Origin of the sequence: Chryseobacterium ginsengisoli (assembly GCF_039542325.1) — a bacterium.
GTDB lineage: Bacteria > Bacteroidota > Bacteroidia > Flavobacteriales > Weeksellaceae > Chryseobacterium > Chryseobacterium ginsengisoli.
Genome location: NZ_BAABHX010000008.1, coordinates 126,402 through 148,690 on the forward strand (window position 1 = coordinate 126,402; position 22,289 = coordinate 148,690).

Genomic DNA, 22,289 nt, shown 5'->3' on the forward strand with positions numbered 1-22,289 from the left:
AAAACTTTCCCTATGCCAAGTTATAATCATTTTTGAATCTATATTTTTGTTGGAAACTTAAATGACAGGATTATGACGAAGTATTTTGCCTTTATAAAAAAAGCTTTAAGCGGCGAAGAAGTCGATTATACTAAAGCATCCATAAGAAGTGCAGTTCTTCTTTTGGCAATTCCAATGATGCTGGAAATGGCAATGGAATCTGTATTTGCTTTGGTTGATCTGTACTTTGTCGGGCATCTTAAAGAAAGCGGATTTGCGATACAGACAGTCGGTTTAACAGAATCTGTGCTTTCAGTAATGTATTCTATTGCAATCGGGATGAGTATGGCTGCAACGGCGATGGTCGCAAGAAGAATCGGGGAGAAAAATCCTGAACAGGCTTCCAGAAGTGCAGCGCAGGTTTTATTGGTTTCTTTTGCTGTGACTTTTATTTTAAGTTTATTCGGAGTGATTTACGCCGAAGAAATTTTAATTCTGATGGGTTCAAAACCTGAAGCTGCAGCTTACGGAAAAGACTTCACAAGAATCATGATGGGAAGTAGTGTGATCATTATGCTTTTATTTTTGATCAACGGAATTTTCAGAGGAGCGGGAAATGCTGCAGTTGCTATGAAATCTCTTTGGATCGCCAATATTGCAAATATTATCCTTTGTCCGGTTTTAATTAAAGGTTTCGGACCGATTCCTGCTATGGGATTGACAGGAGCGGCTCTTGCCACAACAATCGGAAGAAGTATAGGAGTAATGTATCAGTTGTATTATCTTTTGATTGCAGATACGCAGATTAAAATTCAGACAAAATATTTTAAACCAAATTTTGAAATTATAAAATCTGTTGTAAAAATTGCAACTCCCGGAATTTTTCAGTTTGTCATTGCTTCTTGTAGCTGGATTTTTTTAGCACAATTAGTTGCAACTACAGGTCATGAAGATGCTTCTGCAGGTTATCAAACCGCTTTACGATTAATGATGTTCTTTATGCTTCCCGCTTGGGGATTGAGCAATGCTGCATCAACATTAGTCGGACAAAATATGGGAGCGAATGAAATGCTTAGAGCTGAACAATCCGTTATGAAAACTGTAAAATATAATGTGATTTTTATGGTGACAGTAAGTATAATTTTCTTTTTTCTGGGTGATTTTCTGGTCGGGTTTTTCACGAATGAAACTGAAATTAAAAATATTGCAACCAATGCCTTACACATAATGGCTGTAGGATTTGTTTTCTATGGAATAGGAATGGTGATGATCAATGCTTTTAACGGAGCGGGAGATACATGGACTCCGACTTGGGTAAATCTTTGCGGATTTTGGTTGTTTCAGATTCCGTTGGCATATTTTCTTTCAAAACATTTTGGAATGGGACCGAAAGGAGTTTTTATTTCGATTCCGGTAGCAGAAACTTTAATTACAGTTGTTGCCTTTATTTTATTTAAAAGAGGAAAATGGAAAACAGTGAAAGTTTAGTTTTATAAAAATTTTAACAACCTAAATCTTTGATTTTAAAGCTGTATTTTCTAAATTCGTAATAATCAACTAAAATTTATTACTATGGGAAAAGGAGACAAAAAATCAAGAAGAGGAAAAATCAACAATGGAAGTTACGGAAAAAGAAGACCTAAAAAAGCTTCGAAATCAGTGGCAGCTTCCGAAGAAAAAGCAAAAAATTAAGCAAATAAAAAAGACCGAAGATCAATTTCTCCGGTCTTTTTTGTTATTACAAATTAAATTATTTTATTTTCCAAACAATCCTCCAAGGAGACCACCTAATCCGCCACCGCCTTGTTGTTGCTGTTGATTACCTCCTCCAAGAACGCTTCCCAGAATATCATTCAAAGGATTTCCCGAAGATTGCGATTGTCCGCCACCAAGAACACTTCCTAAAATGTCATTCAATGGGCTTGATTGCTGAGCTTGAGCCTGATTAGAAGCATTCCCAAGAATTCCTCCCAAAAGATCTCCTAAACCTCCTGCTCCAACATTATTCTGTTGTTTTTCTCGTCCGATATATCCCATAATTACCGGAGCCAACATTGATAAAATCGGTCCGATCTTGTCAATAGAGATTCCTGTGTTCTGAGACAACTGGTTTTCTACGTTTTGTTTTTCACCACCAAAAATATGACTTAGGATAGAGCCGCCTTCTGCCTGTCTTGCATCTGCCTGAGAAACATCATCGAGAATACTTCCGTCGTGATCTTTATCCAAAGCATTGTTCAAAGCTTCAGCTTCGTTGGAATCCTGAGACTTGTTTCTAAGGTAAGAAATGATAAGCGGTGCAGCTACTGCCAATAAAGCAATAATTTGCGTTTTGCTGATTCCGAACTTGTTCTCAGCCTGTTCAGCAACCTGGTTGCTCGTGCTACCTGTAAGTAGGTCGATTAAACTCATAGTTTGTGTTTATTTTATTGTTTAAAGTAGATCAAAGTTATCAAAAAATATTCCCCAAAGATTTTTTTTAATTAAAAATTGAAATTAATTTCTTATATTTTATATAATTAATTGATTTACAATTGTTTAATTTTTTAAAATCGGAACATTTGAACAAGCTTCGCCAAACATTAGCGACTTTACAAGAGGTTGCAATTGTTCTACCAGTTCAATATAAGCATTTTCAGGAATTTCTTTGTCTGAACAGCCTTTCACCAAGACTCTTTTTCCTCTCATCTCTTCAAAATCATGTCTTTGAACAGCATTATGCATTAAAAGAACTTCCAGGTCTTCACGGTTTCCAAAAACTATCTTTTTAGTTACTGCAGTAAGCTTGGCTGTGATTAGAAAATATGCCCACAGTGGAACAATTGCATCCGCAGAGTTATAAACATAAACATAAGCGTCACGGTATTCTTCAGTATCAATTGCTGCAACTTTTTCGCGGAAATCTTTTTCCTTTAAGATCATTTCCATGAAAAGAAAATCTTTAAGATCAATACCTTTTCTTACCCCTTTCGGAACAAGGTCTGCGATATCAAAATTGATAAGACCGCTTTCTGCAACTTTATTTCGGATTTCAAATTCTTCTGACATTTTTTATCATTATCTTTGAACAAATTTACAAATTAAGATCGTACAACGTCTTATTTGTTCTCTATTCTAATTATAGAAATGAAATATTACATTATCGCAGGAGAGGCTTCCGGAGACTTGCATGGAAGTAATTTAATGAAAGCTTTAAAACAGAAAGACCCAAACGCAGAATTCAGATTTTGGGGTGGAGATCTGATGAAAGCACAAGGCGGAACTTTAGTAAAACATTACAGAGATCTGGCTTTTATGGGCTTTTTGGAAGTAGCCATGAACCTGCGAACGATTCTGAATAATATTAAATTCTGCAAAGAAGATATCAAAAAGAACATACCCGATGTTTTAGTTCTAGTTGATTATCCGGGATTCAATTTAAGGATCGCAAAATTCGCCAAAGAATTAGGAATAAAAGTGGTTTATTATATTTCTCCACAACTTTGGGCTTGGAAAGAGGGAAGGGTAGAGATCATCAAAAAATATGTTGATGAAATGATGGTGATTCTTCCGTTTGAAGAAGATTTCTATAAAAAACATGGTGTTCATTCGCATTTTGTGGGACATCCGTTATTGGACGCGATTTCGACACTTCAAGATATTAATATTGAAAATTTTAAAAAAGAAAATGGTTTAAACGAAAAAGAAATCATCGCTTTATTACCCGGCTCCAGAAAACAGGAAGTGGAAAAAATGTTGGAAATGATGCTTTCCGTAAGACCTTATTTTAAAGAATATCAATTCGTTATTGCAGGAGCACCAAGTCTTCCGAAAGAGTTTTATCAGAGTTATGTAGATGAAAATGTGCATTTTGTTTCGAATAAGACTTATGATTTGCTAAGATGTTCAAAAGCTGCCTTAGTGACTTCCGGAACTGCAACTTTGGAAACGGCTCTATTAAATGTTCCCGAAGTGGTCTGTTATCGCGGAAGTAAAGTCTCTTATGCGATTGCAAAAAGATTAGTTAAAAATATCAAATATATTTCTCTGGTAAATTTAATTATGGATAGAGAAGTTGTAAAGGAACTAATTCAAAATGACTTAAATACCAAAAACCTCGTCGAAGAACTGAAAAAGGTTCTGGAAGGCGAAAAAAGATCTCAGGTTTTGAAAGATTACGAAGCGCTGAGAGAAAAACTGGGAGGAAAAGGTGCGAGTGATAATGCGGCTGAGGTGATTTTGAAGGTGTAAAAATTTAAACAATTTATAAAGAATCGTAGAAAAATTTTCTACGATTTTTCTTTTCTACGAAGAATTGCGCGCGTTTTGAAAAATTTTAAAATTTTGATTTGCGAATTTTTATCCGAATAAATATTTTTGGATCACACAAATTTTGAAATTGAATAAACAATCGCTTCTTATTCTCGTGATCTGCTTTATCCTTGGAATTTTCTTTCAAGATTTTTTTTCTTTAGATGAAAATTTTATTTACGCGATTGTAGGAATTTGTCTGATTATTTTAATTTCAACATTTTCCAAATCATATTTTTTACATCGGGCAAAAACATATTTGCTGGGTTTAATGTTTTTCGGAGCCGGAATTGTCCTGCATTTTTTCAATACTTTTTCTTCTCAAAATAATTTGATTTCTAAAAATGAAACTATTGTTTTTAAAATCTCTAAAAAGCTGAATTCTAATGAGAAATATAGAAAATATGAAGCAACAGCAAATGTAAGAAGCGAAAGTTTCAACATTGTTTTATATGTTCCAAAAAGTGAAAAAGAGCTAGATTTCAATCATTATTATAAAACGCAAATTTATATTTCAAAACCAAAATCTCCGCAGTATAATTTTCAGTTTGATTATGCAAAATACCTTCAGAGGAAAAATATTGAATATCAATGTTATGTGAATGATGAAATTGCTGTTGCTGAGAGAAATGATCTGAATTTTAATGAGAAATTTTCTCAGAAAAGGCTTGATGTTCTGCAAAATATTGGCAAAACGGAAATCTCACCACAATCAAAAGAATTTTTAAAAGGAATTATTCTTGCAGACCGAACCGAGATTGATGCTCAAACCGTTCTGGATTTTAACAGATCTGGATTGGTGCATTTTCTGGCAATTTCAGGAACACATATCGTTGTGATCTTCGGATTGTTTTATTTTTTATTAATTAAAGTTTTACCTTTAAAATTTAGAAAATATGCCATTATTTCAAGCTTAATTTTTATTTGGCTGTTTACAGTTTTTATTGGATTTGGAAGTTCTGTCGTTCGTTCAAGTTTGATGTTGAGCATTTATTTTATCTACGTTTTACTTCAAAGAAAACCGGATTTATTGCATTCTTTGTCGTTGTCGGCTTTTATTATTTTAATTTTTGATACACAACAGATTTTTGACGTAGGATTTCAGCTAAGCTTTCTTGCCGTTTTAGGGATTTTTTGGTTGAATCAGCCGATTTTAAATTATTTCCCAAGACAGAATAATTGGTTTAAAAAATTGATCTTTAATACAGTTTCGATTTCCATTTCGGCACAATTGACTACACTTCCTTTGGTTTTGTATTATTTTCACCAGTTTTCTTTTATTTCAATTATTGCTAATTTTTTCATCGTTCCATTTTCGGAGGTGATTATCGTTTTCTCGTTTTTAATGACAGCTTTGATTGCTCTTCGTCTTGATTTTGGATTCATAAATATCGTTTACGATTTCATTATTCAGCTTTTATTAAAGATTATTCATTGGTTTGCGGACTTTGATACATTGTTTTTTGAAAATATCTCAATGAATCTGGCGGAAGTTTTTTCATTGTTCCTTATTGTTTATTTGATGAGGTTTACTATTTTAAAATTTAACTATAGAAATTTTTCTAGGTTAATGATAGCTGTTTTTGCATTTTTCATTTTAAGAATCAGCTTTAATTTTTATGAAAACCAACAATCTGAAGTTTTACTTTATGATTTTTCTAAAAATAAAGTTTTATCAATAAAAAAAGGAAAAGAAGTTTGCTTTTGGATTAAAGAAAATTCAGATAGACAGAAAATTATACAGTTTATTGTTAATCCTTACTGTTCCTCGAGAAGGATGGATAAATTTGAGATAAAAACTTTGCCAGATGCTGTACAAAAAGTTGTTTACAACGGCAAAATTTATGACATAAATTAATTGTTAAGCTTTTCTGTTTTTCCTTTATTTACGAGATTTCAAATCTTATTTAGAAAGATTACAAACTGACTAATTGTGAGATTTCTCACTTTTTGATATAGTTAACATTTCTTAATTTTGTGGAAATTCAAATTTAAACTTATATGGCAGGTTTAACGAGTTCTACGATAGGTAGAAAATATGCTATGGCATTATCAGCTTTATTTTTGCTGATCTTTCTTATACTGCATTTGACGACCAATTTGTTATCAGTCCTGAATCGTGATGGCTTCAATACAGCATCAGATTTCATGGGCTATAATCCTTTTGTGCAGTTCTTAATGCAGCCTATTCTTGGTTTTGCGGTTTTTTTCCATTTCATTATGGGATTTGTACTGGAAATTAAGAATAACAAAGCGCGTCCTGTAAAGTACGCATCAAACAATCCTTCTGTGAACTCATCATGGATGTCCAGAAATATGATTATTTCCGGAGCTGTTGTTTTAGCTTTTCTGGCACTTCATTTCTATGATTTCTGGTGGCATGAAATTGATTACAAGTATGTACAAGGAATTGCTCCTGATTCACAACGTTTCTGGCCGGAACTTCACGAGAAGTTTGCAGACATCTGGAGAGTGGCTTTATATGTAATTGCTTTTGTTTTATTGGGATTACACTTGGCACACGGTTTCCAGTCTTCTTTCCAGTCTATCGGGGCAAGACATCCGAAATACACTCCAGTAATTAAAGCTTTCGGAAAATGGTATTCAATCCTTATTCCTGCAGGTTTTATTTTTATCGCAATTTTTCACTTTGTAACTCAATAATATCAATATACTAATATGAGTAAATTAGATTCTAAAATTCCAGCAGGTCCTTTAAAGGATAAGTGGAAAAATCATAAAGACCATATGAACCTTGTTGCACCAAACAACAGAGATAAGATTGATATTATTGTTGTAGGTACAGGTTTGGCAGGTGGTTCTGCTGCAGCTACTCTGGCTGAGCAAGGATATAATGTAAAAGCATTCTGCTACCAAGATTCTCCAAGAAGAGCGCACTCTATTGCAGCTCAAGGGGGGATCAACGCAGCTAAAAACTATCAAGGAGACGGTGACTCTACGTACAGATTGTTCTATGATACTATTAAAGGTGGTGACTATAGAGCAAGAGAGGCAAACGTTTACAGATTGGCTGAAGTTTCTGCAAATATTATCGACCAGTGCGTTTCTCAGGGAGTTCCTTTCGGTAGAGATTACGGCGGTCAGTTAGATAACCGTTCATTTGGTGGAGTTCAGGTAAAAAGAACTTTTTATGCTAAAGGACAAACCGGACAACAATTATTATTAGGTGCATATTCTTCAATGAGCCGTCAAATTGGTAAAGGAAGAATTAAAATGTACAACCGTCACGAAATGATGGAGTTGGTAATCGTAGACGGAAAAGCAAGAGGGATCATTGCAAGAAACTTAGTAACAGGTGAAATCGAAAGACATTCTGCTCACGCTGTTGTAATTGCTTCTGGAGGTTACGGAAACGTATATTTCCTTTCTACAAACGCAATGGGATCAAACGTTTCTGCAGCTTGGAAAATCCACAAAAAAGGAGCGTATTTCGCAAACCCTTGTTATGTACAGATTCACCCAACTTGTATTCCGGTTCACGGAACGCAACAGTCTAAACTGACTTTGATGTCTGAATCTCTTAGAAACTCAGGGAGAATCTGGGTTCCTAAGAAAATTGAAGATTCTGTAGCCATCAGAGAAGGAAAACTTAGACCTGAAAATATTAAAGAAGAAGATAGAGATTATTATTTAGAAAGAAGATATCCTGCATTCGGAAACTTAGTGCCTAGAGACGTTGCGTCAAGAGCTGGTAAGGAAAGATGTGATGCTGGTTTCGGAATCGAAAATAATGATACAAAAGAAGGTGTTTACTTAGATTTCTCTACAGAGATCATCAAAAAAGGTAAAGAAGCCGCTATCGAAAAACATATTCACAATCCTACAGATCAACAGATCTATGATTTAGGAAAAGCTTGGATCGAAGAAAAATATGGTAACTTATTCGTAATGTACGAAAAGATTACAGCTGATGATCCTTATAAAACGCCAATGAAGATCTATCCTGCAGTTCACTATACAATGGGTGGTGTTTGGGTTGATTATAACTTACAATCTACAATTCCTGGATGTTTCGTTGTTGGAGAAGCTAACTTCTCAGATCACGGAGCAAACAGATTGGGAGCTTCTGCTTTGATGCAAGGTTTGGCAGACGGATATTTCGTACTTCCTTATACTATTGCAGATTACCTTTCAGCGGATATCAGAACTGGAGCGATTCCTACGAATTCTGCAGATTTTGACAAAGCTGAAAAAGAAATTAAAGATAAAGTAGATTTCTTCTTAAATAATAAAGGAACTCACTCAGTAGATCATTTCCACAAAAAATTAGGACACATCATGTGGAATAAGGTAGGAATGGGAAGAACTCCTGAAGGTTTGAAAGAAGCTATCGCTGAAATCGCTCAGGTTAAAAAAGAATTCTGGGCAGATGTAAAGGTTCCTGGTGATGCTGATGGAATGAACACTGAGCTTGAAAAAGCATTCAGAGTTGCAGACTTTATCGAGCTTGGTCAATTGATGGCTATCGATGCTTTACATAGAAACGAATCTTGTGGAGGACACTTCAGAGAAGATCATGCTACTCCGGAAGGTGAAGCAGAAAGAGATGATGTTAACTTTAAATATGTTGGAGCTTGGGAATATCAAACTGATGATATTACAACAGAAGTTCTGCACAAAGAAGACTTGATCTACGAAAACATTGAAGTTAAAGCAAGAAGTTACAAATAATCTCCAACCTATAAATAAATAATTATGAGTGCAAAAAAAGGCCTTCATCTTACCCTAAAAATTTGGAGACAAAAAAATAGCAAAACTAAAGGTCAGTTTGAGACCTACAAAATATCAGATGTTTCTACAGATTCTTCTTTCTTAGAAATGTTGGATATTCTGAACGAAAATATCATTAACGAAGGAAAAGAACCTATCGCTTTCGACCACGACTGTCGTGAAGGAATCTGTGGTATGTGTTCTCTTTACATCAATGGTAGAGCACACGGTCCTGATACAGGTATTACGACTTGTCAGCTTCACATGAGAATGTTCAAAGACGGTGAAACAATCGTTATTGAACCTTGGAGAAGTGCTGCTTTCCCTGTTATTAAAGATTTAATGGTAGACAGAAGCGCATTCGACAGAGTAATGGCTGCGGGTGGTTTCATTTCGGTGAATACTTCAGGTAATACTTTGGATGCCAATGCAATTCCGGTTCCTAAAGAAGATGCAGACAAAGCGATGGATGCTGCGGCTTGTATCGGATGTGGAGCTTGTGTTGCTACATGTAAAAACGGTTCTGCAATGTTATTCGTTGGAGCTAAAGTTTCTCAGTACGCTCTTTTACCTCAAGGTAGAGTAGAAGCGAAGAGAAGAGTTCTGAACATGGTGAAAGCTATGGACGAAGAAGGATTCGGAAACTGTTCAAATACAGGTGCATGTGAAGTAGAATGTCCGAAAGGAATTTCTCTTGAAAACATCGCTAGAATGAACAGAGAATATATGGCGGCTCTTGCTGATAGAGGATAAAATTAATTGAGATACCACAAAAAAATCGTCTCCTCATTGGATGGCGATTTTTTTAGTTAAATCTTTCATAAAAGTAATATTTAATTGCTTTTAGTTTATTGAAAAACTTATTTTTGCGTAATTATAAAATTCAAAATGAAAAAATATCTTTTATTGTTTATCATCGCGGTTTTTGCGATGTCTTGCTCTAAAAAAGTAGAAGTAAAAGGAAAAATCACTGGTGGTTCTCCGTTAGAGAGAATCGAATTTATTGAGGCTTCAGGTGTTGCCACTTTACCTTTAATTAATATTGGTGTAAATAAAGACGGAACTTTCTCAGGAAGCTTCGATGCTCCTAAAAGTGGAATGTATGTGATGTCTTATGGTGGAAAACAAAATTTAATTTATTTGAAAGGTGGTCAGAAACTTGAGATTTCAGGTAACGGAATGACTTTCCCTTCTGAATATGTGATCACTGGAGATGCTAAGAATAACAACGACTTCTTTCAGGCAACTCAAAAATATCTTTCAACGTATGCTCAGACTGTTAATATGAATGAGCTTATCATGAAAGACGAAAAAACTTTCTTGAAAGGAATTGAAAAAGTTCAAGGCGACGTTAATAAGAACATCGAAGAAAACAGTAAAAAATTCAGTCCTGACAGCGAAATCGTTAAATGGAAGAAAAATGATCTTGCAAGTACTCTACTTACAATTTTAAATCAATATGAATTGAGTCACAAGCAAATGGGTAACCCATCTTTTAAAGTGACTAAAGCTTTCACAGATTTTGAAAATAAACTTCAGGAGAATAAAGATGTTATGGTAAAGGAGAATCCTTACTACAGACAATATCTTCTTGGTAAAATGAGTCCGGATTTCCAAAAATTTGCTCAGGCAAACAGCACAGGAAAAAAAGATATTACTACTTCAGAATTATTCGCTGAATATTTAAAGAAAAATCAAAAAGATCTTTCACAAACAGCCAAAGATTATTTATTGGCTTTTGTAATGGCTCAGTCAGATATTCACCCGGGTTCTCCTGAGAAAACTGTTGAGAAAATCAAAAAGATCATCGATGAAGATATTAAAGATGCTACGATTAAAGAAGATTTGAAGAAGATCCAGTTTGCTATCAACGGATTCAAAATTGGAGAAATGGCTCCTGAAGGATCATTAGTAAAGGCAGACGGAAAAGCTTATAACCTTTCTGAAAATAAAGGAAAACCTTATTTGTTATCATTCTATGCTTCTTGGAATCCTTATATCGGAGAGTCTACAATTCCTGTATTGAAAGAAGTTGTAAATTTCTATAAGTCTAAAATGAACTTCGTTTTTGTAAACGTTGATGATACTAAAGATCAGTTTGTAAAAACAAGCAGTTCTTTACTAAAAGGAATCACTGGAACTAATGTTTATGGTGATGGAGGATTAAACTCTGATATTGCTAAGAAATATGGAGTTTACGGTTTCAAATTACCTTGTTTTATCGTTGTAGATAAAGATGGTAAAATTGCAAGCAAGCCATTCTTCAACTTAGGAGATCCTGAATTGGTAGTTGTTTTAGACAAACAAACAGGTCTTTCGGCTCCAAAGGTAAATCCTAATGTACAATTACAACAGGGAATGGGTATGGATCCTGCAGTAGTAGCGGCTCAACAACAAGCTGCAGCTCAGCAACAGGCAAATCAACAACCTGCTCCGGCGCCTACAAAATAATTTAAATTAATTATAGATAAAAACCTTGTCTTCGGATAAGGTTTTTTTTATTGTATTTTTGCAAACTGAAACTTAATGGTTTCAATTAGGAAAATAGAAAATTTTAGAATGAGTAGAAAGAATAAGAAAAATTTAATTCTTGAAAATATAAAGCTCTTGAATGCGGGAGCAAAAGGTGTGGCAATCGGTAGAACCGAGGAAGGAAAAACAGTATTGGTTTCGGGAGCGATTCCGGGAGATGTTGTGAATGTAAAGGTTAAAAAAGCAAAGTCAAAATATTTCGAAGGTGAGGCTGCAGAAATTCTTGTAAAATCACCCTACAGAGTAGAACCGAAATGTATTCACTTTGGAGTTTGTGGTGGTTGCAAATGGCAAAACATGAGCTATGAAAAGCAGTTGGATTTCAAACAGGAAGAGGTTTATAATAATATTAAAAGAATCGGCGGAATTGAAAACTTTGAAACAGTTCCTATTTTAGGTTCTGAGGAACAATATTTTTATAGAAATAAAATGGAATTTTCTTTCTCGAATGCTCGTTGGCTGACTCAGTATGAGATAAGTTCAGAAGAAAATTTTGGAAGTAAAGATGCTTTAGGTTTCCATATTCCGGGAATGTGGAGCAAAATTCTTGATCTTAAGGAATGTTTTCTTCAGGAAGATCCTTCCAACGCAATCCGTTTAACAGTAAAGAATTATGCGGTTGATAATGGATTAGATTTTTTTGATGTCAAAAATCAGGAAGGTTTTTTAAGAACTTTAATGATGAGACAGAATTCTAAAGGTGAATGGATGGTGCTTTTCCAGCTTTACAGAGAGGAAAAGGAAAACAGAGAAAAGCTTTTTGAATTTTTATTGGAAAAATTCCCGCAAATTAAGACATTGGTTTATGCTATTAATCCAAAACCGAATGATTCAATCTACGATTTAAATGTTAATGTTTATTTCGGAGAAGGTTTTTTAATGGAAGAAATGGATGGCTTAAAGTTTAAGATCGGTCCAAAATCATTCTTTCAGACAAATTACAAACAAGCATTAGAATTATACAGAAAAACTCTTGAATTTGCCGATTTAAAAGGTGATGAAGTGGTTTACGATTTATATACCGGAACAGGAACGATTGCTCAATACGTTGCAAGAAACGCAAAACACGTTATTGGTATCGAATCTGTTCAGGAAGCTATAGATGCGGCGGTAGAACATGCTGCTTTGAATGGTTTGACAAATACGACGTTCTATTGTGGAGATATGAAAAATGTCTTTAATGATGAATTTTTGGAAAATCATCCAAAAGCTGATGTTTTGATCACCGATCCTCCAAGAGACGGAATGCATCAGAAAGTTGTAGAACAAATCTTAAAACTGGCTCCGCAGAGAGTTGTGTATGTAAGCTGTAATTCTGCAACTCAGGCGAGAGATTTAGCTTTAATGAAAGATCATTATGAAGTGGTAAAAATCTTACCGGTTGATATGTTCCCACAAACACACCACGTAGAAAATATTGCGTTGTTGATTAAGAAATAATTTATTTAAATTTGAACACGATCAAATCTTAATATGAAATATTTTAAATTCCTAATAGCTGTCTGTTTTATCAGTTTACTGTTTTCATGCGGTGGCGATGATGATATTTGTGAAAGTGGAGAAGGAACTCCAAGAATGAAATTTTCTTTCTTAACAGCCGAAACCGGAAAAGAAAAAACGGTAGATTCTCTGTATGTTGCAGTGGATTATGGTTCTGGGAAAGTACAGTTGGGAGGTCAGGCGAAGATCACTTCAAGGGTAATTCCTTTAAGAGTTGATGATTCTCCTTATACAGATATTTATTTCAGAATAACAAACAAAGGAGTAGAGTCTAAGGTAAGAGTAAACTATACCACAAGATCAACGTATGTTTCGCCGGGATGCGGAATAAAATTGAATTATGAAAATCTGAACTCAGTATTAGACTTAACAACAACGTTTCCGGTGAAAAGTTTACAAGCCGGGCAAAATTTTATAGAGAATGAAGACAAGACTAATCTTTACCTTCTTTTTTAGCTTAATCGGTCTTTTGAGTTTTGCTCAGGAGAAAAAAGATAAGGAAGTAAAAAAGGAAAAATGGAAATATGAACCTAATTTTATGGTTGGTGTTGATGTTCTCAATTCAGGTGTTTCTTTTTTTTCGGATAGAAAATTGTATCAGGGATTTATTTCATCAAGAATAAAAAATAATGTTCATGGTGTTGTTGAAGCTGGTTTTGAGTCTAATATTTATCAGAAAAACAGCTATGATGCAAAAGCAACCGGACCTTTTATAAAACTGGGAGCATTTTATATGTTGGCAAAAGATCCTGAAAATCAATTCAATGGATTCTATGCAGGAGGAAAAGTCGGAGGGTCATTTTATACACAGGAATATATGGCTGTTCCGGTTCGTGGTTATGGTGGAAGCAGTTCTTCTATTGCTTTTCCATCATCTACTCAGTCTACTTATTGGCTTGAAGGCACAATTGGAGGTAGAGTTCAATTGTTTGAATCTAATTTTTATATTGATGTAAATCTTCAGCCAAAATATCTGGTTTTCACAACAAAACAAGATGAAATTCAGCCCATGATCGTTCCTGGATTCGGAAGAAGTTCTTCAAAATTCAATATGGGCTTTGCATGGAATATTGCGTATAAGTTTTAAAGAAATTTAGGTTTTGGTCTTTTAATTATTCCAGACTTACTTTTTAATAATTGATATAATCCCTCCAATTCTTTTGGGGGGATTCCTGCGTCAAAAGATGATGATTCATAAATTTTCCCAGCTGATGTAATAATGATAGTAGAAGATAATGCTCTATCAGAAAATCGTCCTGTTGTTGGAGATTTGTATGATGAAATTTTTGATAGGTCAATTAAGCCTGCCTGATTTGAAATATTTTCCCAATCAGCAGTCGATAATTCTGTTTTTGTATCATTTCCGTTTAAAAAAATGTTAAAAAATGTAGGTTCAAAGGTAATTATTCTGTTTGTACCTCTTGTTTGTTCTTTTAATTCTATTTTTTCGATTTTCTGCACTTTTTGATTTACGGTTGATATATTTCTATGAATATCTGTTTTTTGTTGAGAATTACAGTTAATAATAACTAAACTAAATAATAATAATATTTGTAAGTTTGCCTTCATTTTGATTAATTCTTGGAAAATGTTTGTTTTACTGCATTAATTACTAAAAAATGTGCCAAAAAATTATATATTTGTAATTAATTATAAAAAATACCTTATATGAGTAGTAAAATTACTTTTAGAATACCTCTTTTATTTTTCGTATTATTATGCTGTTCCGCCTTTGCTCAAAAAAAACACGGACAGGATAAAGTTGTTTTTGGCAAAACGTATACGATTGAGGATCTAAAGAAAATGAATGGGGTTATCAGGTGTGCTTCTACTGAGTATGAAGCAATGTTGCAGAAAAATAATCCTAAAAGAATGACTGATGCTCAGTTTGAAGCATGGTTAGCTCCTTTAATCGCTGATGCTAAAAATAATAAATCTCAAAACGGAGGTATTATTACAATTCCTGTCGTAGTTCACGTTATTCACAGTGGACAAGCATTGGGCTCGGCTCCAAACATTACTGATAATCAGGTTAAATCCCAAATTACAGTAATGAATAATGATTATAGAAAAATGGCATCAACTCCAGGATTTAATTCAAATCCTGTAGGTGCAGATACTATGATTCAGTTTGCATTAGCTAAAGTAGACCCTAATGGAAATCCTACAGACGGTATAGATCGTGTAAATCTTTGCCAGACTTCTTGGGCAACTACAGCTATTGACGATTATGTAAAACCACTTACAATTTGGGATCCTACAAAATATATGAATATGTGGAGTGTGAATTTTGCTGATTCTAGTTTACTAGGTTATGCTCAATTTCCTTCAAGTTCTGGTTTACCAGGTTTAGATGCTAATGGAGGTTATGCAAATACTGATGGTGTTGTAGCTAATTATTCTACATTCGGAAGCAGTGATTATGGTACGGGTTTCTTTTTGAACGCTCCTTATGATAAGGGTAGAACAATGACTCATGAAGTTGGTCATTTTTTAGGATTAAGACATATTTGGGGTGATGCTACTTGTGGTACAGACTATTGTGCAGATACACCTACAGCTCATGAGGATAATTATACTTGTGATACAAGCATACCAAGTTGTGATGACCCTTCAGTTTTTGAAATGGTTCAGAACTATATGGATTATACAAATGATACTTGTATGAATATCTTTACGATTAATCAAAAAGATCGAATTACAGCTGTCATGAATAACTCTCCTAGAAGAATGGAGTTGAAAACTTCTACAGCTGAGCAAGCAATTCCTTTATTCGCAAACGATGCAGAATTAAAAGGAGAGAGAAGTTGTAGCCAAACATCATGTGGAACTGTATCAAATGTGACTGTTCAATATATGTTGTATAATAGAGGAACAAGTACTTTAACTTCGGCTGTAATTTCTTATTCTACAAATGGAGGAGCTACTCAGACGATGAACTGGACAGGAAGTTTAGCTCAAGATAAATACGCTATGATCAGTATTCCTACAGGAGCTTCTCAGGGAAGTATTACCGCTCAGGTTACTTCTGTAAATGGAGGTGCAGATCAAAGAGCTGGCAATAATGCATCTACAGTAATTATTGGGAACTCTGTTCCTGTTGCTAGTACTAATTTTACTTTCCAATTGCAGCTAGATCCTTATGGATCGGAAGTTTCTTGGAATTTGAAAAATAGTGCAGGTTCTACGTTATATAGTGGAGGTGGATATCCTAATGCAACTACAACTTGGCCTGCTTTAATTTCTCAAAGTTGGACTCTTCCTGTAAACGATTGCTATACTTTTACTATTAATGATACTTATGGTGATGGTATTTATGTAGAAGGAGGATCTTACAGAATATTGAACTCAACAGGTACAGTTGTCATTTCAGGAAATGATTATACAACTACACAACAGAGAGTATTTAAAGTGATTCCATCTTTAGTTTTGGCAACAAACGAAGTGAAAAAGGACACATTTGCTGTTTATCCAAATCCAGCAAGTGACATTTTAAATATTACTAAAGTTTCAAGTAAAGCTAAATTTGAAATCTATAATGCTGTTGGTCAATTAGTAAAAGCTGGAAATATTGATAATAATCAAGTAAGAGTTGCTGAGTTAGTAAAAGGAACTTATATTATTACAATTAAAGACGGTAATATTTCTGAGAATATTAAGTTTATTAAAAAATAGGTTTCTTATTTTTATAATATATGAAGCTCTGAGTCTAGACTCAGAGCTTTTTTATTTAAATAGTATCAGTTTTCGAATTATGATTTTTTAATTAATGTTAGTTTTTTTGCTTTCAATTATGTTGTTTTTTAATGAAAATTTTATTTTATTTTTGCGGAATTGGTAGATTTATTTAAATAATTTATATTTGTAAGTATTAAAACATTATACATGCGAAAATCTACTACTTTTAAGGCTGTTGTCTTGCTGTCTTCTTTTTTTGTTGCTGAAATCAGTGCTCAAAATTTGACTAAAAAGAAAGCTGAGTTTGTAATTGGTAAACCTCAAATTGAGCTTGCGAAGGCACATGGTTTTGACAGGTGTTCAACAACTGAATACGAAGAGTTTTTACAAAGAACATTTCCTGGCAGAATGACTGTCGAGCAGTTTGAAGCTTGGTTGGCTCCGTTCGTAGAGCAGGCAAAAACAAACAAATCACAGAATGGAAATATTATTACAATTCCGGTAGTTGTACACGTTATTCACAACGGGCAAAATCTGGGAGTTGCTCCAAATATTGTTGATGAACAGGTAATGTCTCAGATAACGGTAATGAATAATGATTTCCGTAGAATAATGGGAACTCCGGGTTATAATACAAATGCTGTTGGTGCAGATACTCAAATTCAGTTTGCATTGGCAAAAGTAGACCCAAATGGCAACCCTACAAATGGAATTGACAGAATTAATCTTTGTCAGGCTTCATGGTCTCAAGCGGAAATAAACAGTTTTGTAAAACCGGAAACAATTTGGGATCCTACTCAGTACATGAATATGTGGAGTGTGAAATTTACAAGTTCTACTTTATTAGGATATGCGCAGTTTCCATCAAATTCAACTTTAGGAGGATTGAATACAATTGGGGGTGAGGCTTATTCTGACGGTGTGGTTGCTAATTATGCTACTTTTGGAAGCAGTGATTATAACGTTAATAATACATTTTTACTTTCAGCTCCTTACGATAAAGGAAGAACAATGACTCATGAAGTTGGTCACTTCCTAGGTTTAAGACATATTTGGGGGGATACCTCTTCTTGTGTTGTAAATGCAACGGACAGCAATAATGATTATTGTCTTGATACACCAGCAGCAGCAGCAGCAAACTATAATTGTGTAACTATTGATTCCTGTCCTTCAGATCCAGGTAATGACATGATTCAGAATTATATGGATTATACTACAGATACATGTATGAATGTATTCACAGTTAATCAAAAAGCGAGAATTACGGCTGTTATGAACAATTCTCCAAGAAGAGTAGAGCTTAAAACATCAACAAAAGATATTGCAATTCCATTATTTGCAAATGATGCAGAAGTGAAATTGGAAAGAGAATGTTCGACTGTTAACTGTTCAAGCACAACTCAATCTCCGAAAGTATCTCTTTACAATAGAGGAACGAGCACAATGACATCTGCTGTGATTACTTACACTCTTAATGGAGTCGCACAGACATATAACTGGAGCGGAAGTTTAGCTCAGGATAAATATGCTATTGTAACACTTCCGATGAGCTCAACAGCATTGGGAGGTCAGATGAATATCAATGTAACTTCTGTAAATGGAGCAACTGATCAAAGAACATCAAATAGTAATGTTACTGTTAATTATTTGGGAGCTCCAGTAAGAGCTGATTTAAATGTTGTATTCAATCTTCAATTGGATCAATATGGAAGTGAGACTTCATGGGCATTGACAAATAGTACAGGAACTACTGTTTACAGCGGTGGTGGATATACTGATGCTGATCCAAACTTGCCTGCTTTGATCACTCAAAACTGGTCATTAAATCCAAATGAATGTTATACATTTACTATTAATGATTCATATGGTGATGGTTTTTATCCTTATGGAGGATATTATAATATTAAAACACAATCAGGGACTACATTATTAACAGGCTCTCATTTTAGTTCTACGCAAAGCAGAACTTTAAAAGCTCAGGTTTTGGCAACTAATGATGTTGATAACCCAAAAAATAATATTCAGTTATATCCAAACCCAGTATCAGATATTTTAAATATTACTAGAGTTTCTGATAAGGCGACTTTTAAAATCTACGGTGCAACTGGTCAGTTAGTGAAGCAAGGAAATATTAGTAATGGGAAAATTAGTGTTTCTGAGCTCGTTAAAGGAGGCTATGTAATTACCATTGATGAGAAAGGAAAAGAAGTATTTACATCTAAATTCATCAAAAAATAATACTAAATTAATTTAATTTTAATAAATAAATAATCCTCAGAATTACCTGAGGATTATTTATTTATTATTAAAATATGATTAAAAAATACTTTTTTTAAGTTAAATATAATGTGGATATGATATTAATAGCTTAAAATAGCTATATTTGGCAAGTAAATTTAATTTGAAAAGCTATGAAGAAACTTTTTACTTCTTTCTTTTCTCTTTTTGTGTTGGGTACTGTAAGTGCGCAGTGGTCACAAACAACATATAAAGGAGAGAAAGTGAGAAAAGAGGCTAACATGAAAGCCTACTATTCATTGGATATTTCAGCATTAAGATCTCAGCTGGCAAATGCTCAGGAAACGGGAAAAGGTGCGAAAGCAGTTGAAATTTCTTTACCTACACTAGACGGTAAAGTTGAAAAATTTGCAGTATACAGTTTTCCTGTTTTTGCGAAGGATCTTGCGGATCAATATCAGCTAGGATCTTACGTAGGGGTGGGAATTGATGATCCTTCAAAATTTTTAAGATTCTCACTTGCTCCAAATGATTTTCAGTCAATGATTATTAAAGGAGGAGAGTATGAGTTTATTGAACCGGCTAATGCTGCTAAAACAGTTTATGGGGTTCATCCTAAGTCTCAAAAGAATGAAAATGGATTCTTATGTACTACAGGAGAAGATCCGGCTGCAGTAAAACAAATCGATGCATTATTGAAAACAGGTTCGTCTTTTGCAAATCAGACGACAAACTTCAACAAAAGCTACGATAAGAAGTATAGAACAATGAGGTTGGCAATGTCAACAACAGCTGAATATACTAACTTCTTTGGAGGAACAGCAGGAGCATTGACTCAAATAAATGCAACTATAACGAGGGTAAATGGAGTATTTGAAAAAGACTTTGCATTACATTTAAATGTATTAAGTTATCCGGCACTTATTTATACTAATGCTGCAACTGATCCTTACGCAACAGTTACAAATGCTGCTTCACCTCCAGCTTCTTGGAATACTTCTCTTAGAGATGTATTGGCGGCTAACGTAGGTCAGGCTAATTACGATATCGGTCACTTATTCGGAGCTTCCGGTGGTGGTGGAAACGCAGGTTGTATTGGTTGCGTTTGTATGAGCCCGGTTGGCACAACTTATGATGCAACTGTAGGATATGGTAAAGGATCAGGTATCACTTCTCCGGCTACAGGTAGCGTTAATCCTACAGCAGCTAATCCACCTTCAGGAGATAATTTTGATATTGATTATGTTGCTCACGAAATGGGGCACCAATTAGGAGCTAATCATACATTTGCACACTCTCTAGAAAGTTCAGGTACAAATATGGAGCCAGGTTCAGGATCTACAATTATGGGTTATGCCGGTATTACTGGTACAACTACGGATGTTCAGCCACATTCTGATCCTTACTTCCACGTGATAAGTCTCGATCAGGTAAATTCTAATTTGATTGCTAAAACATGTGATATAGAAACTACTATTAATAATAACCCACCTGTAATAGCTGCTTTACCTACTTATAATATTCCTAAAGGAACAGCTTTTGTTTTAACAGCTTCTGCAACAGATGCTGAAAATGATCCGCTGACTTATACATGGGAAGAGGTAGATAATGCAAGTGTTATTATTAACAAAACAAATATTGGAACAACAGCTACCGGTGCTAGCTTCAGATCTTTTAATCCTACTACAAGTCCTACACGTTACTTCCCTAAATTAGAATCTGTATTAAACGGATATTTAGATAATAGTAATAATACATGGGAATCTGTTTCTCAGGTGGCAAGAACAACAAATTTTGCTATTACTGTAAGAGATAATAATCCTGATGCGACTCAACAGCAGGCAGATTATGATGTTCAGCAAATCGTTGTTGGAAATGATGGTCCTTTTAAAGTGACTACTCAATATGCAAACATTAGTGTTCCAACAGCAATCAATTGGGATGTAGTTAATACTACAGCAGCTCCTTACAATGTTACAAACGTTAAGATTGATTACACTACGAATAATGGAACTACTTGGACAGTATTATCAGCTTCGACTCCTAATGATGGTGCTGAGAACTTCACTTTTCCGTCAACATTGAATGGACAAGTTATTAAATTGAGAATTTCTTCTATTGGTAACGTATTCTATGCTATTGGTAGAATCAATGTAGCGGCTTTTGCTCCTTGTGACGGATCTGCTGTGACGGGAGTTACAACAAGTAACCTTACTTCTAATAGTGCTACAGTAAGCTGGACACCTGTTCTAAATGCTACTTATATTATTCGTTATAGAGTTGTAGGAGCAACAGCTTGGCAACAAACAACTTCTACGAATCCTACTGTAACATTGTCTACGCTGACTGATGCTACAAATTATGAGGTTCAGGTAGCTGCTGTTTGTTCAGGAACTCCTGGAGCTTACTCTACTTCAACTAACTTCTCAACTACAGCAATTGCTTATTGTACTGCTGCTTCTACTACAGCTGCGAATCTTTATATTTCTAAAGTACAAGTAGCGAATATCAATAACACTTCAACTGGAGCTACTTATACAAACTTTACAACGAACCCTGCTCTTCAGGTAAACCTTGTAAAAGGAACTGCTTATCCTATGGTTATTAATAGTAATATTACAGCTTATGATTTTGCAGCAGTATTTATAGATTATAACAGAGATGGTGTATTTGATGCAACTGAGAGAGTATTGAATTTCCCTGTAGCAAATGTTTCTTCATTTTCCGGAACATTTACAGTTCCAACTACAGGAGTTGTGGAAGGACAAACTCTAAGAATGAGAGTTTTCCTAGGTTATGCCTCATCTTCAAATGCAGGATTATCAGCTCCTGTAACATATGTGTGCGGTAACAACTTTAACGATGGTGAAGTTGAAGACTATAACGTTGTTGTTACAGCAACAGCATTGGCAACTCATGATGTGACTGGTCCTAAAAACGATATCCAACTATATCCAAACCCAGTATCAGATATTTTAAATATTACTAAAGTTTCTGAGAAAGCTACTTACAAAGTTTACGGGGCAACTGGTCAATTGGTAAAACAAGGAAATATTAGTAACGGACAGATTAATGTTTCTGAGCTAATCAAAGGTGTTTATGTAATTACAATTGAAGATAAAGGAAGAGAGTCATTCACTTCTAAATTCATCAAGAAATAATTAAAAACATATTTTTAATGATACAAAAAAATCCTCAGGTTTACCTGAGGATTTTTTTGTATTTTATTAAAGATTTATATAAATGAAAAAAAATCATAAAGCTTTGGAGATAGTAGAAAATAGATGTATTTACTTTAAAATAGTTAAAAAAACTTCAGATGATAAGGTTGATATATATTA

The 22,289-nt window shown here is 34.4% G+C and carries 17 protein-coding genes; 14 read left to right on the forward strand and 3 right to left on the reverse strand.

Annotated elements, in window-relative coordinates; all coding sequences use genetic code 11:
- Positions 1 to 72 precede the first annotated feature (72 nt).
- Positions 73 to 1,467 (forward strand): MATE family efflux transporter, encoded by a 1,395-nt coding sequence (locus ABD940_RS19735; protein WP_345207732.1) that lies wholly within the window; start codon positions 73 to 75, stop codon positions 1,465 to 1,467.
- Positions 1,468 to 1,551: 84 nt separating this feature from the next.
- A complete protein-coding gene (locus ABD940_RS19740; protein WP_345207736.1) occupies positions 1,552 to 1,671 on the forward strand; it encodes a 30S ribosomal protein THX in 120 nt (39 codons plus the stop codon).
- 63 nt (positions 1,672 to 1,734) lie between these two features.
- Here ABD940_RS19740 and ABD940_RS19745 read toward each other — a convergent pair whose 3' ends face one another.
- Entirely contained in the window at positions 1,735 to 2,391 is a 657-nt protein-coding gene (locus ABD940_RS19745) for a DUF937 domain-containing protein (protein ID WP_345207738.1), read from the reverse strand.
- Positions 2,392 to 2,517: 126 nt separating this feature from the next.
- Entirely contained in the window at positions 2,518 to 3,027 is a 510-nt protein-coding gene (locus tag ABD940_RS19750) for a DUF2480 family protein (RefSeq protein WP_345207740.1), read from the reverse strand.
- 78 nt (positions 3,028 to 3,105) lie between these two features.
- Here ABD940_RS19750 and lpxB point away from each other — a divergent pair, with 78 nt between their 5' ends.
- From lpxB to ABD940_RS19795, 9 genes are all read left to right on the forward strand, one after another.
- Positions 3,106 to 4,209 (forward strand): lipid-A-disaccharide synthase, encoded by a 1,104-nt coding sequence (gene lpxB / locus ABD940_RS19755; protein WP_345207742.1) that lies wholly within the window; start codon positions 3,106 to 3,108, stop codon positions 4,207 to 4,209.
- Between the two features lie 148 nt (positions 4,210 to 4,357).
- Entirely contained in the window at positions 4,358 to 6,127 is a 1,770-nt protein-coding gene (locus ABD940_RS19760; protein WP_345207743.1) for a ComEC/Rec2 family competence protein, read from the forward strand.
- Between the two features lie 143 nt (positions 6,128 to 6,270).
- Complete coding sequence (locus ABD940_RS19765) at positions 6,271 to 6,933, forward strand: succinate dehydrogenase cytochrome b subunit (protein ID WP_345207745.1); 663 nt, start codon at positions 6,271 to 6,273, stop codon at positions 6,931 to 6,933.
- A gap of 15 nt (positions 6,934 to 6,948) precedes the next feature.
- Entirely contained in the window at positions 6,949 to 8,961 is a 2,013-nt protein-coding gene (locus tag ABD940_RS19770) for a fumarate reductase/succinate dehydrogenase flavoprotein subunit (RefSeq protein ID WP_345207748.1), read from the forward strand.
- A 24-nt stretch (positions 8,962 to 8,985) separates the two neighbouring features.
- Positions 8,986 to 9,753 (forward strand): succinate dehydrogenase/fumarate reductase iron-sulfur subunit, encoded by a 768-nt coding sequence (locus tag ABD940_RS19775; RefSeq protein ID WP_039365171.1) that lies wholly within the window; start codon positions 8,986 to 8,988, stop codon positions 9,751 to 9,753.
- A 135-nt stretch (positions 9,754 to 9,888) separates the two neighbouring features.
- Positions 9,889 to 11,451, forward strand: coding sequence for a TlpA family protein disulfide reductase (locus ABD940_RS19780; protein ID WP_345207751.1), 1,563 nt, complete (start codon positions 9,889 to 9,891; stop codon positions 11,449 to 11,451).
- Between the two features lie 108 nt (positions 11,452 to 11,559).
- Complete coding sequence (gene rlmD, locus ABD940_RS19785) at positions 11,560 to 12,972, forward strand: 23S rRNA (uracil(1939)-C(5))-methyltransferase RlmD (protein ID WP_345207753.1); 1,413 nt, start codon at positions 11,560 to 11,562, stop codon at positions 12,970 to 12,972.
- 33 nt (positions 12,973 to 13,005) lie between these two features.
- A complete protein-coding gene (locus ABD940_RS19790; RefSeq protein ID WP_345207755.1) occupies positions 13,006 to 13,488 on the forward strand; it encodes a DUF6452 family protein in 483 nt (160 codons plus the stop codon).
- Positions 13,454 to 14,119: a DUF6048 family protein gene (locus tag ABD940_RS19795; RefSeq protein WP_345207757.1), complete on the forward strand. Its 666-nt coding sequence runs from the start codon at positions 13,454 to 13,456 to the stop codon at positions 14,117 to 14,119. The genes ABD940_RS19790 and ABD940_RS19795 overlap by 35 nt, the downstream gene beginning before the upstream one ends.
- Here ABD940_RS19795 and ABD940_RS19800 read toward each other — a convergent pair.
- Entirely contained in the window at positions 14,116 to 14,601 is a 486-nt protein-coding gene (locus ABD940_RS19800; protein WP_345207759.1) for a hypothetical protein, read from the reverse strand. The two genes, ABD940_RS19795 and ABD940_RS19800, sit on opposite strands and share 4 nt — an antisense overlap.
- Positions 14,602 to 14,700: 99 nt before the next feature.
- On the opposite strand from ABD940_RS19800, the gene ABD940_RS19805 reads away from it, so the two are divergent.
- From ABD940_RS19805 to ABD940_RS19815, 3 genes are all read left to right on the forward strand, one after another.
- Positions 14,701 to 16,707, forward strand: a complete 2,007-nt coding sequence (locus ABD940_RS19805; RefSeq protein WP_345207761.1) for a M43 family zinc metalloprotease — start codon at positions 14,701 to 14,703, stop codon at positions 16,705 to 16,707.
- A 210-nt stretch (positions 16,708 to 16,917) separates the two neighbouring features.
- A complete protein-coding gene (locus ABD940_RS19810) occupies positions 16,918 to 18,948 on the forward strand; it encodes a M43 family zinc metalloprotease (protein WP_345207763.1) in 2,031 nt (676 codons plus the stop codon).
- A 173-nt stretch (positions 18,949 to 19,121) separates the two neighbouring features.
- Positions 19,122 to 22,109 (forward strand): reprolysin-like metallopeptidase, encoded by a 2,988-nt coding sequence (locus ABD940_RS19815; RefSeq protein ID WP_345207765.1) that lies wholly within the window; start codon positions 19,122 to 19,124, stop codon positions 22,107 to 22,109.
- The last annotated feature ends 180 nt before the right edge of the window (positions 22,110 to 22,289 follow it).